Below are 13,511 nucleotides of genomic sequence, written 5' to 3' on the forward strand. Positions count from 1 at the left end.
GTCCGCCTGCGCCGCGAAATGCGGACCTGAAGGTCCGCTCTCCCAATCAGGCCACGGCCGGTTCTGACTCGCTCTGGTCCAGGGGCGAGGCCGTCACGTCGGCGCGCTGGCGGAGGGTCTCGATCGGCCCTTCCAGCTTCGCCAGGGCCTTGACCGCAGCCGCATGGCCGGCCGCGACTACAGGGTCGTAAACCTTCCAGTCGCGGATGTCGGAGCCGTCGGGTTCGGGCAGGATCAACAGATCCGTGTCGGCTCGCGAACTCTCCATGTCGGCGTCCGTGGTGATGGTCGCCGAGCGCATGAGCACCGAGACGATCGGCGGGCCCTTCTTCCAGGCTCCGGAGACGATCCAGCGCCACCAGGATGGCGGGTTGGCCAGGGTCGCGGGATCGACGCCGCGGGTCTGGGACATGTCGACGCCGATGATCGGGCCCGCATTCATCTGGCGCATGACGTCGGTGGGGAAGTTCTTGATCACGGCGCCGTCGACCAGCACCTGGCCGTCGATGACGACTGGCGGCATGACCCCGGGGATGGAGATGGAGGCGCGCATGGCCCGGCGCAGCAGGCCCCGACGGTGCACCTCGATCCGGCCGCTCGTCAGGTTCGACGAGACGGCGAAGAAGGGCAGGGGCATGTCGGCGATGTCGATCTCGCCATAGGCGTCCTGAAGCAGGCGGGCGACCTTGCCGGCGCGGGTCATGGCGATGATCGGGAAGGCGAGGTCCGACAGGGGATCGGAGCGGACAAAGGCGGTCCGGATGCGGGCGTCCAGCTCCTCGTCGGTCCAGCCCAGGGCGGGGCCGGCGGCGATGACGGCGCCCATGGATGAACCGCCCAGAAAGTCGAACCGCACCCCAGCCTCATGCAGGGCGCTGACGGCGCCGATATGGGCATAGGCGCGGGCGCCGCCGCCGGACAGGACCAGACCCACGGCCCGCCCGGTGATGATCCGGGCGATACGGGCGGCGTCCGCCGCGTCGCCCTCGATCGCGTGGAACCAGCGGCCGGGGTTGATGGCGTCCAGCCAGACGGCTGTGTTGGCCGGGCGGCGCATGCGGGGGTCGCGCAGCAGGATCAGGTCGGTGAACTGCTGCAGGCCGTGGGCGGTGCGGATCGGGATGTTGGCCGGCGGCGCTGTCAGGGCGTCTCCGATGAGGAATAATCGATCGACCTGACGCGCGCAGAGATTGGCCCAGGACGGCTCATCCAGTTCGGCGACGTAGAGGACGAAGTCGTGGCTGTCCTCCATGCGCGAGAACCATTCGGAAACCGAGGACAGGGCTGAGTGGTCGATGACCTGGCAGGTGTGGCCCTGGGCCTCGACGGCGGCGGCGAGGCGGTCGACGAAGGGGCGGATGGGGCGGCCACGCACCGAGATGAAGCCGAAGACACTGGGTTCGGTGACGCCCGGCGCGCGCTCGCGGGCCCGGCGCAGCATCAGCCGGGACAGCTCGATCATGACGTCGGGGTGGGTGCGGACGGCCTCGAAGAAGACGTCGCGCGGGAGGGCCAGGATCTCGGAATCGCGCAGGGCGACGACGCTGGCCGAATGCGGCGTACCGGCGATCAGGGCCATTTCGCCGACCGGCTCCCCGGGCTTAATGACGCCGAGGAACCGGGGCGGCTGATCCTCGTCCTGACGGAAGACGCCGAGGCGGCCGGACCGAACCAGATAGAGGCTGTCTGGCTCGTCCCCGGCCGAGAAGAGCAGTTCTCCGCCGGTCAGGGCGAACCAGCTGGCCCTGGTGTTCTGATCCTCGAAAACCCGCGCCAGCGCCGCTTCCAGATTGTCGTTGCGGGAAGGGCTCATGCGGGTGTCGTCGCCGTGGCTGGCGGCCGGTCAACGCCCGGCCGGCTGACCTGGATTAACGGCGGATTGGGGGGAGGGGCAAGGGGCGACCTGTCTCCTCCCACCAGGGGGAGGGGCCTCGCGTAGCGAAGGGGTGGGGGCGGCATAGCGATGCGGACACGCAGCTTTAGGTTTTGCCTTGCCGCCCCACCCGGTCTCCGCTGCGTTTCGAGCACCCTCCCCCCGAGGGGGAGGGAGAATCAGATCCGTCGGATTACCGCCGCCTTGCCGTGAACAGGTCGCCGAGCCGGTCGGGGGCGCCTTCGATCCGCTCCAGATGCGGGTATTTCAGGCCCTCGTGATAGTCGAAGGCCACGGTGCGGTAGCGGGTTCCGTCGCGGACGATGAGTTCTATCTTCTGGTCGGCGCCCTTGGCGGCGGTAACGGCGGCGCGAAGGGTGGCGGCGGAGGCGACCTCGCCGTTGACGGCGATGATCTGCATGCCGATCGCCAGCCCCTGTCCGAAGGCAGGGCTGTTCCACTGGACGCTCGAGAGGGTGTTGTCGGCGCCGGTCATGAAGCCGAGCGAATAGATGAAGTCGTTGCGGCCGTACTCGGCCCAGAGCGTCTTCTGATAGTCGCTCATCGTGTCGGTATAGACGAGGCGGTAGCCGCCGCGCGTTAGACTATCCAGCGGCGCGCCCGGGCCGTGGCCGTCGAGACGGGTGCGCAGGAAGGTCGCCCAGTCGTGTTCCATGACGCCGTTGAGCGTCTCGACGACCGTTTCGAAGGTGTAGGGGTTTGCGTCGTAATTCCCCTCCTGGACGCCGAAGAAGGCACGGGCGAAGTCGTCGAGCGACTTGCGGCCGTTGGTCTGCTCGCGGATCAGGGTGTCGGCGTCGAGCCAGATCAGCTGGCCCTCGACATAGTAGTCCTCGCTGCGCTGCCAGGACCGCCAGCCGATCGGGCGGCGCTGGGAGACAATCGGGTCGTTGACCGTGTCCTGCATCGCCCGCCATTCGCGACCGACGGTGTTGTCATAGGTGGCGGCGTCCATAGCCAGGGCGTCCAGCGCCTGTTGGCGGCTATGCAGGCCCGAGCGGGCGGCCAGAACCTTGCCCCAGAACTGGGTCTGGCCCTCGTAGACCCACAGAAGTTCGTTCTGCATGGGCAGGTTGAAGTTGGCGACATCCTGGCCCGCCGGGCGGCGGTACTTGCCGTCCCAGGAGTGGGTGTATTCGTGGGCCAGCAGGTCGCGGTCGCCGAGCTTGCTGTCCCAGTCGGTGAAGAAGCCCGGATCGACGCTGTTCTCCGACGACCGGTGATGCTCCAGCCCGATGCCGCCCATCCGATCGGTCATGGCGACGAGGAAATCATAGTGGTCGTACTGGCGTGTGCCGAACAGGCGGTCGGCCTGGACGACCAGGGTGCGCAGGATGCCGATCTGTTCGTCTGTCGGGGCGATGTTTTCGTCGGCGTCGGCGACGATGTTGAGGAGGACGGGCGAACGGCCGCCGGGATCGAGGTCGATCTGGCGATAGTGGTCGCCGACGAACATCGGGCTGTCCACGAGAACGTCGAGCGGGACGGGCTGGAAGGTGGTGGTGGCGCCGGTCGAGCTGTCGGGGCGGAGAGCCGTGCCGTATTCCCAGCCTTCGGGAAGGGTGACGCCGGCCTGGATGGTGATGTTCCGGTGGAAGCGGCCGGCGGGGTAGAGCAGCATCTTCTCCCACTGGATGTTGAGCATCTCGGCCGTCATGGTGATGCGGCCCTGGGCCCCGGTTGTCGGCGACAGGTGCTGGAACTCGGCCACCAGTTCGGTGGCGCCCGCCGGAACGACGATGTGGAAGGCGTAGGGGCTGAGCGCATCCCGCACCCATTCGATGCGCTGGCCGCCGGCCGTGAAGGTCAGGCCGGCGAGCTGGGTCACCGGGCCGACCGGGCCATGGTTGCCGGGCAGCCATTCCGGAAAGAACAGGGTCATCGGGCCGGCGGCCTCGACCGGAATGGTCTCGCGCACGCGATAGATGCGGCGGTTCAGGTCCGTGGCGTCGACGTCGAGGCGGACGACGCCGGGCCAGGCGCGATCGACGACGGCGGGGATGGGCTGGGGCGTCGGAGGCGTCTGGAGCGCCGTCTGGGCGAAGGTCGGCGAGGCCGAGGCGAGGAGGAGGGCCGCGAAACAGGCGGAGACGGCGAGACGCTTCATGATGCTGGGAATCCGGAGATGAACAGGCGGGCACATGAGCGCCGGGTGCGACAGTCCGTCAAGCGGCGCCTTGTCTTCAAATCCTTGCATCCCCGCCTTCGCGGGGATGCAAGGGGAATTATCGTGAGCCTCGAGTCAGTTGGCCTACTTCACTTCCAGCAGTTCGACCTTGAACAGCAGGGTCGAGTTGGGCGGCAGTTCGTCGCCGCCGACCCAGCGGGCGCCGTAGCCGAGGTCGGCGGGGATGGCGAAATGGAAGGTCTCGCCGACCCGCATCAGGGCGACTCCCTCGGTCCAGCCCTTGATGACCCGGTTCAGCGGGAATTCGGCCGGTTCGCCCCGGTCGTATGAGGAGTCGAACTTGCGGCCGTCAATGAAGGTCCCCTCGTAGTGGACCCGGACGGTCGAGGTCTCGGTCGGTTGGGCACCCTCGGGGTGGGCGGTGCCTTCACGGAAGTACTGGAGGCCGGTGGCCGTGGTGGTCCAGCCGCGACGGGCGCCGTTCCAGGCCAGGTAGGCGGCCTGACCGGCTTCGTACTCGGCGGGCGTCGAGTGGACGGTCGGGTCGACCACGGCGACAGGCTCCGGCGCGGTGGCGCAGGCGGCGAGGGCGGCAGCAGCGACGAAGATGGGGATGATTTTCATGGAGCGACGCTAGCAGTCGAAAAAGCTCTTGCGAAGATGCCGGAAATCGGAGTGCGGGCCTTTATTTCGCCTGAGAAGCGCGTATATGTCCGCGTTCCGCAACACTCCCCATGAGTCTGCGCGAAAGCGCCGAGGCCCGGTCCGTCGCCCTCCGACCGAGCGAAGGCGTGGCTCCTTACCCAGGGAGCTCACCAGATTTCAGGCCTCCTGACCGCGAAAGCGCGTCGAGGGTGGAGGCCGAAACCGATTGTCACGGCGTGCCGCTCGCACCGCCGTGGCTGCTGCATTTTGCGCGTGGTCTCCCCCCGGATCCGCGAATGGGAAAACAGAATGACTGACGTCCTGAACGGTCTCACCATCAATGGTCAGATCGCATCGGCCACGACCTTCACCGGCAAGAAGCGCATCCGCAAGTCCTTCGGGCGTATCCCGGAAGCGGTGGCCATGCCGAACCTGATCGAGGTTCAGCGCGCCTCCTATGAGCAGTTCCTGCAGCGTGAGGTCCGTCCGGGCGTCCGCAAGGAGCAGGGCATCGAGGCGGTCTTCAAGTCGGTCTTCCCGATCAAGGACTTCAACGAACGCGCCGTGCTGGAATACGTGTCCTACGAGTTCGAGGACCCCAAGTACGATGTCGAGGAGTGCATCCAGCGCGACATGACCTATGCCGCGCCGCTGAAGGTCAAGCTGCGTCTGATCGTGTTTGAGGCGGACGAGGAAACCGGCGCGCGCTCGGTCAAGGACATCAAGGAACAGGACGTCTACATGGGGGACATCCCCCTGATGACGGACAAGGGGACCTTCATCGTCAACGGCACCGAGCGGGTGATCGTTTCGCAGATGCACCGCTCGCCGGGCGTCTTCTTCGACCACGACAAGGGCAAGACCCACTCGTCGGGCAAGCTGCTGTTCGCCGCCCGCGTGATCCCGTACCGCGGTTCGTGGCTCGACTTCGAGTTCGACGCCAAGGACGTGGTGTTCGTGCGCATCGACCGTCGCCGCAAACTGCCGGCGACCACCTTCCTCTATGCCCTGGGCATGGACGGCGAGGAGATCCTGCGCACCTTCTACGAGACCGTTCCCTACGAGAAGCGCGGCGAAGGCTGGGTCACCCCCTACAAGGCGGATCGCTGGAAGGGCGTGAAGCCCGAGTTCGACCTGGTCGATGCCGACACCGGCGAGATCGTCGCCTCGGCCGGCCAGAAGATCTCGGCCCGTGCGGCCAAGAAGCTGGGCGACACGACCAAGTCGCTGTCGCTGGCGGCTGACGCCCTGGTGACCCGCTACCTGGCCGCCGACGCCGTCAACTACGAGACCGGCGAAATCTACGCCGAGGCCGGTGACGAGCTCGACGCTCCGATCATCGAGCTGCTCGAAGAGCGTGGCTTCACCACCATCGACGTGCTGGACATCGACCACGTGACGGTCGGCGCCTACATGCGCAACACTTTGCGTGTGGACAAGAACACCGGCCGCGACGATGCGCTGTTCGACGTCTATCGCGTCATGCGTCCGGGCGAGCCGCCGACCACGGAAGCCGCGGAAGCCATGTTCAACTCGCTGTTCTTCGACAGCGAACGTTACGACCTGTCGGCCGTCGGCCGGGTCAAGATGAACATGCGTCTGGAAACGCCGGAAGTGTCCGACGAGACCCGCGTCCTGCAGAAGGACGACGTGCTGAAAGTCCTGCAGATCCTCGTCGGCCTGAAAGACGGCCGCGGCGAGATCGACGACATCGACAACCTCGGCAACCGTCGGGTCCGTTCGGTCGGCGAACTGCTGGAAAACCAGTACCGCGTTGGCCTGCTGCGCATGGAACGCGCCATCAAGGAGCGCATGTCGTCGGTCGATATTGACACGGTAATGCCGCACGACCTGATCAACGCCAAGCCGGCCGCGGCCTCGGTGCGTGAATTCTTCGGCTCGTCGCAGCTGTCGCAGTTCATGGACCAGACGAACCCGTTGTCGGAAATCACCCACAAGCGTCGCCTTTCGGCGCTTGGCCCTGGCGGTCTGACGCGCGAGCGCGCCGGCTTCGAAGTGCGCGACGTGCACCCGACCCACTACGGCCGCATCTGCCCGATCGAAACGCCGGAAGGCCCGAATATCGGCCTGATCAACTCGCTGGCCACCCACGCCCGGGTGAACAAGTACGGCTTCATCGAGAGCCCGTACCGTCGCGTGAAGGACGGCAAGGCCCTGGACGAGGTGGTCTACATCTCGGCCATGGAGGAGTCGAAATACACGATCGCCCAGGCCAACATTCAGCTGAAGGACGGCATGATCGTCGAGGAGCTGGTCCCGGGCCGGATCAACGGCGACTCCCAGCTGCTGATCCGCGCTGACGTGGACATGATGGACGTGTCGCCGAAACAGGTCGTCTCGGTCGCCGCCGCCCTGATCCCGTTCCTGGAAAACGATGACGCCAACCGGGCCCTGATGGGCGCGAACATGCAGCGTCAGGCCGTGCCTCTGGTGCAGTCGGACGCGCCTCTGGTCGGCACGGGCATGGAAGCCGTCGTGGCCCGCGACTCGGGCGCCGTGGTCGTGGCTCGCCGCGACGGTGTTGTCGAACAGATCGACGGCACCCGGATTGTGGTCCGTGCGACCAACGAACAGGATGCCAGCCGTTCGGGCGTCGACATCTATCGCCTGTCGAAGTTCCAGCGCTCCAACCAGTCGACCTGCATCAACCAGCGCCCGATCGTGCGTGTGGGCGATGAGGTGAAGGTCGGCGACGTGATTGCCGACGGTCCCTCAACGGACCTGGGCGAACTGGCCCTGGGCCGGAACGCGCTCGTCGCGTTCATGCCCTGGAATGGCTACAACTTCGAAGACTCGATCCTGATCTCGGAACGCATCGTGCGCGACGACGTCTTCACCTCGATCCACCTCGAGGAGTTCGAGGTGATGGCGCGCGATACGAAGCTCGGGCCGGAAGAAATCACCCGCGACATCCCGAACGTCGGCGAGGAAGCCCTGCGCAACCTCGACGAGGCCGGCATCGTGGCCATCGGCGCCGAGGTCCAGCCCGGCGACATCCTGGTCGGCAAGGTGACGCCGAAGGGCGAAAGCCCGATGACCCCGGAAGAGAAGCTGCTGCGCGCCATCTTCGGCGAGAAGGCTTCGGACGTCCGCGACACCTCGCTGCGTCTGCCGCCCGGCGTCGCCGGCACTATCGTCGACGTGCGCGTGTTCAACCGTCACGGCGTCGACAAGGACGAACGCGCCATGTCGATCGAGCGCGACGAGATCGAGCGCCTGGGCAAGGATCGCGACGACGAACTCGCGATCCTGGAACGCAACGTCTACGGCCGCCTGCGTCCGCTGGTCCTGAACAAGAACGCCGTCTCGGGTCCCAAGGGCCTGGGCCGCGGTGAAGTCACTGAAGCCAAGCTGGGCGAGCTGTCGCGCGGCCTGTGGTGGCAGATCGCCCTCGACGACGAGAAGGCGATGGGCGAGCTGGAGCAGATGAAGAAGTCGTTCGAGGACGCCCGCAAGGCGCTCGACCGTCGCTTCGAGGACAAGGTCGAGAAGCTGCAGCGCGGCGACGAGCTGCCCCCCGGCGTGATGAAGATGGTCAAGGTGTTCGTGGCCGTGAAGCGCAAGCTTCAGCCCGGGGACAAGATGGCCGGTCGTCACGGCAACAAGGGCGTCATCTCCAAGATCCTGCCGATCGAGGACATGCCGCACCTGGAAGACGGGACCTCGGTCGACGTCGTTCTGAACCCGCTGGGCGTGCCCTCGCGCATGAACATCGGCCAGATCTTCGAAACCCACCTCGGTTGGGCGGCTGCGGGCCTTGGCAAGCAGATCGCTGGCCTGTTGGAAGCCTGGCAGGGCGGCGGCCAGAAGCAGGCGCTGATCGAGTATCTGACCGGCATCTACGGCGAAGACACCCCCCTGCCGCAGGAAGAGCACGAGCTGATCGAGCTGGCGCAGAACCTGTCGAAGGGGGTTCCGTTCGCGACGCCCGTATTCGACGGCGCGCACATCTCGGACATCGAGGACCTGCTCGAGAAGGCTGGTCTGGAGCGTTCGGGTCAGTCGATCGTCTATGACGGTACGACCGGCGAGCAGTTCAAGCGTCCGGTCACGGTCGGCTACATCTACATGCTGAAGCTGCACCACCTGGTCGACGACAAGATCCACGCCCGCTCCATCGGTCCGTACTCCCTGGTCACCCAGCAACCGCTGGGCGGCAAGGCGCAGTTCGGCGGTCAGCGCTTCGGGGAGATGGAGGTCTGGGCTCTGGAAGCCTACGGCGCCGCCTACACCCTGCAGGAAATGCTGACGGTGAAGTCCGACGACGTGGCCGGCCGGACCAAGGTCTACGAGGCCATCGTGCGCGGCGACGACAGCTTCGAGGCGGGCATTCCCGAGAGCTTCAACGTTCTCATCAAGGAAATGCGCTCGCTGGGTCTGAACGTGGAGCTGGAGAACAGCTGACCGGCCGAATAATCCCTCCTCGCGCAAGCGGGGAGGGACGGTCCCTCCGCTCTCTCCATCTCTCGAATTTTACGCGGCCCCCGCCGCAGAAGGAAACAAGATGAACCAGGAAGTCCTGAACATCTTCAACGCGGTCCCGGTCACCCCGACCTTCGACCAGATCAAGATCGCCCTGGCCTCGCCGGAAAAGATCCGCTCGTGGTCGTTCGGCGAGATCAAGAAGCCCGAGACGATAAACTATCGCACGTTCAAGCCCGAGCGTGACGGCCTGTTCTGCGCCCGTATCTTTGGTCCGACCAAGGACTATGAATGCCTGTGCGGCAAGTACAAGCGCATGAAATACAAGGGCATTATCTGCGAGAAGTGCGGCGTGGAGGTCACCCTGGCCCGCGTCCGGCGCGAGCGGATGGGCCATATCGAACTGGCCTCTCCGGTCGCCCACATCTGGTTCCTGAAGTCGCTGCCGTCGCGCATCTCGCTGATGCTGGACATGGCGCTGAAGGACGTGGAGCGCGTGCTCTACTTCGAGAACTACATCGTCACCGAGCCGGGTCTGACCCCGCTGAAGCAGAACCAGCTTCTGACGGAAGACGAGTTCTATCGCTACCAGGACGAGTTCGGCGATGACGGCTTCACCGCCGAGATCGGCGCCGAGGCCGTGCGCAACCTGCTGATGGGCATCGACCTGCATTCGGAGGCCGAGCGCCACCGCGGCGAGCTGGCCGACAGCCCGTCGGAAGTGAAGGCCAAGAAGGCCTCCAAGCGCCTGAAGCTGATCGAGGCCTTCCTCGAATCCGGCAACAAGCCCGAGTGGATGATCCTGACGGTCGTGCCGGTCATCCCGCCGGAACTGCGTCCGCTGGTGCCGCTGGACGGCGGCCGCTTCGCCACCTCCGACCTGAACGACCTGTATCGCCGGGTCATCAACCGCAACAACCGCCTCAAGCGGCTGATCGAGCTGCGCGCGCCTGACATCATCATCCGCAACGAAAAGCGGATGCTGCAGGAATCGGTCGACGCCCTGTTCGACAACGGCCGTCGTGGTCGCGTCATCACGGGCGCCAACAAGCGTCCGCTGAAGTCGCTGGCCGACATGCTGAAGGGCAAGCAGGGCCGCTTCCGCCAGAACCTTCTGGGCAAGCGCGTCGACTACTCCGGCCGTTCGGTCATCGTCGTGGGCCCGGATCTGAAGCTACACGAGTGCGGCCTGCCCAAGAAGATGGCGCTCGAGCTGTTCAAGCCGTTCATCTATGCGCGCCTGGACGCCAAGGGCCTGTCGGGCACCGTCAAACAGTCCAAGCGCATGGTCGAGCGCGAACAGCCCCAGGTGTGGGACATCCTCGAAGAGGTGATCCGCGAGCACCCGGTGATGCTGAACCGCGCGCCGACGCTTCACCGTCTGGGCATCCAGGCGTTCGAGCCCAAGCTGATCGAGGGCAAGGCCATCCAGCTTCACCCGCTGGTCTGCGCCGCGTTCAACGCCGACTTCGACGGCGACCAGATGGCCGTGCACGTCCCGCTGAGCCTCGAGGCCCAGTTGGAAGCGCGCGTGCTGATGATGTCGACCAACAACATCCTGTCGCCGGCCAACGGCAAGCCGATCATCGTGCCGTCGCAGGACATCGTCCTGGGTCTGTACTATCTGTCGCTGGTCAAGGACGGTGAGCCGGGCGAAGGCAAGCTGTTCGCCAACATCGGCGAGATCGACGCGGCGCTGGACGCCGCCGTGGTGACCCTGCACACCCGCATCAAGGCGCGCTGGAGCGAACAGGACGCCGAAGGCAACGAGATCACCAAGGTGATCGACACAACGCCGGGCCGCATGAAGCTGGGCGCGCTGCTGCCGCAGAACCCGAACGTCGGCTACCGCCTGCTCGAGAAGAACCTCACCAAGAAGGAAATCGGCAACCTGATCGACGTGGTCTATCGCCACTGCGGTCAGAAGGCGACGGTGATCTTCGCCGACCAGATGATGGGTCTGGGCTTCAAGGAAGCCGCCAAGGCCGGCATTTCGTTCGGCAAGGACGACATCGTGATCCCGGCCAAGAAGGTCGAGATCGTCGCCGCCACGCGCACCCTGGTCGAGGAGTACGAGCAACAGTACGCCGACGGCCTGATCACCAAGGGCGAAAAGTACAACAAGGTCGTTGACGCCTGGGCCAAGGCCACCGACCGGGTCGCCGACGAGATGATGGGCGAGATCGCGCAACCGCGCGTCCTGGCCTCGGGTCGTACCGCCGAGATCAACTCGGTCTATATGATGGCCAACTCCGGCGCCCGCGGTTCGCAGGCCCAGATGAAGCAGCTCGGCGGGATGCGCGGCCTGATGGCCAAGCCGTCCGGCGAGATAATCGAGACCCCGATCGTCTCGAACTTCAAGGAAGGCCTGACCGTCCTCGAATACTTCAACTCCACCCACGGCGCCCGCAAGGGTCTGGCCGACACCGCGCTGAAGACCGCCAACTCGGGTTATCTGACCCGTCGTCTGGTGGACGTGGCGCAGGACTCGATCGTCACCGAGGAAGACTGCGGTTCAACGCGGGGCATCACCCTGCGCGCCGTGGTCGAGGGCGGCGACGTCCTGGTCTCGCTGGGTCAACGCGTCCTGGGCCGCTACAACGCCGAGGACATCAAGGAGCCGGGCACCGATAACGTCCTGTTCCCCGCCGACACCTATCTGGTGGAGGACATCGTCGAGGTCATCGACCGCGAGGGTGTCCAGTCCATCAAGGTCCGTTCGGCCCTGACCTGCGAGGCCGAAGCCGGCATCTGCGGCATGTGCTACGGCCGTGACCTGGCGCGCGGCACCAACGTCAACATCGGCGAAGCGGTCGGCGTCATTGCGGCGCAGTCCATCGGCGAGCCGGGCACCCAGCTGACGATGCGGACGTTCCACATCGGCGGCACGGCCCAGGTGGCGGAAACCTCGTTCTACGAGGCGACCAACGCCGGCGTCGTCAAGGTCGTCGGCCCCACCGTCACCGGCGCCCACGGCGATCTGGTCTCGATGAGCCGCAACGTTGTCGTCACCGTCATGGTCGATGGCAAGGACCGTGAAAGCTACAAGATCCCCTACGGCGGCCGCCTGCGCGTCAAGGAAGGCTCCGAGGTCAAGAAGAACCAGCGTCTGGCGGAGTGGGACCCCTACACCACCCCGATCATCACCGAAGTCGGTGGCTCCGTTCGCTTCGAGGATCTGGTCGAAGGTCTGTCCTTCAAGGAAGAGACCGACGAAGCGACGGGCATCGCCCAGCGCGTCGTCATCGACTGGCGCGCCTCGCCGCGCGGTTCGGACCTGCGTCCGGCCATGGGCATCACCAAGGGCGATGAGTTCGCCAAGCTGGCCTCGGGCTCCGACGCCCGGTACCTGCTGCCGGTGGGGGCCATCCTGTCGGTCGCCAACGGCGACGAGGTCAAGCCCGGCGAGATCCTGGCCCGTATCCCGACCGAGGGCGCCAAGACGCGCGACATCACCGGCGGTCTGCCGCGGGTGGCCGAGCTGTTCGAAGCCCGTCGTCCCAAGGACTGCGCGGTCATCGCCGAGATGGACGGTCGCGTCGAATTCGGTCGCGACTACAAGAACAAGCGTCGCATCAAGATCACGCCGGAACTGAACGCCGATGGCGAACAAGGTGAACCGGTCGAGTTCCTGATCCCCAAGGGCAAGCACATCTCCGTCCATGACGGCGATCTGATCCAGAAGGGCGACTACATCATCGACGGCAACCCCGATCCGCACGATCTGCTGCGTATTCAGGGCGTCGAGGCGCTGGCCGAGTATCTCGTGAACGAAGTGCAGGAGGTCTATCGACTGCAGGGCGTGCCGATCAACGACAAGCACATCGAGGTGATCGTTCGCCAGATGCTGCAGAAGGTCGAGATCCTCGACTCGGGCGAAACTACCCTGATCCGTGGTGACACGGTCGAGGTGGCCGAGGCCGTGCTCGAGAACGAGAAGGTCGAGAAGCGTGGGGGCCGGATCGCCACCACCCAGCCCGTCCTGCTCGGCATCACCAAGGCATCGCTGCAGACCCGCAGCTTCATCTCGGCGGCGTCCTTCCAGGAGACCACCCGCGTCCTCACCGACGCCTCGGTCCACGGCAAGAAGGACATGCTGGAAGGCCTGAAGGAGAACGTCATCGTCGGCCGACTGATCCCGGCCGGTACGGGCGCCTATCTGCGCAGCCTGCAGAAGATCGCCAACGAGCGTGACGCCCTGCTGACCTCGACGCGCGAAGCCGCCGTCGAGCCCCTGCCTGCGGAACTGCAACTGGAGCTGGCCGAGAGCGAGTGATCGCTCTCGCAAGCTGAAGACTGAAGAGGGCGGCTCCGGAGACGGAGCCGCCCTTTTCGCATCCAGAGTTGACGGCTTTGCGGGCAATGGAGACGATTGCGGCGTGGAGACGATGGCGGCGTGGC

Annotated in this window: 5 protein-coding genes; 2 read left to right on the forward strand and 3 right to left on the reverse strand. The window is 65.7% G+C overall.

What is annotated here, in order from left to right; all coding sequences use genetic code 11:
• Positions 1–46: 46 nt before the first annotated feature.
• From ACP7AZ_RS00310 to ACP7AZ_RS00320, 3 genes are all read right to left on the reverse strand, one after another.
• Positions 47–1,813 carry a patatin-like phospholipase family protein gene (locus ACP7AZ_RS00310; RefSeq protein ID WP_426034971.1) on the reverse strand — a complete coding sequence of 589 codons (1,767 nt, stop codon included), beginning with the start codon at positions 1,811–1,813 and terminating at the stop codon, positions 47–49.
• A 253-nt stretch (positions 1,814–2,066) separates the two neighbouring features.
• Positions 2,067–4,001 carry a M61 family metallopeptidase gene (locus ACP7AZ_RS00315; protein ID WP_426034973.1) on the reverse strand — a complete coding sequence of 645 codons (1,935 nt, stop codon included), beginning with the start codon at positions 3,999–4,001 and terminating at the stop codon, positions 2,067–2,069.
• Between the two features lie 144 nt (positions 4,002–4,145).
• The gene (locus tag ACP7AZ_RS00320; protein ID WP_426034975.1) at positions 4,146–4,646 is read right to left on the reverse strand and encodes an FKBP-type peptidyl-prolyl cis-trans isomerase; all 501 of its coding nucleotides are present in this window, start codon (positions 4,644–4,646) and stop codon (positions 4,146–4,148) included.
• 330 nt (positions 4,647–4,976) lie between these two features.
• On the opposite strand from ACP7AZ_RS00320, the gene rpoB reads away from it, so the two are divergent.
• The gene (gene rpoB / locus ACP7AZ_RS00325; protein ID WP_425987551.1) at positions 4,977–9,092 is read left to right on the forward strand and encodes a DNA-directed RNA polymerase subunit beta; all 4,116 of its coding nucleotides are present in this window, start codon (positions 4,977–4,979) and stop codon (positions 9,090–9,092) included.
• A gap of 100 nt (positions 9,093–9,192) precedes the next feature.
• Positions 9,193–13,386 (forward strand): DNA-directed RNA polymerase subunit beta', encoded by a 4,194-nt coding sequence (rpoC, locus tag ACP7AZ_RS00330; RefSeq protein ID WP_426034977.1) that lies wholly within the window; start codon positions 9,193–9,195, stop codon positions 13,384–13,386.
• Positions 13,387–13,511: the final 125 nt, after the last annotated feature.

It is taken from the genome of Brevundimonas sp. DC300-4, assembly GCF_049897365.1.
Classification (GTDB): Bacteria; Pseudomonadota; Alphaproteobacteria; order Caulobacterales; family Caulobacteraceae; genus Brevundimonas.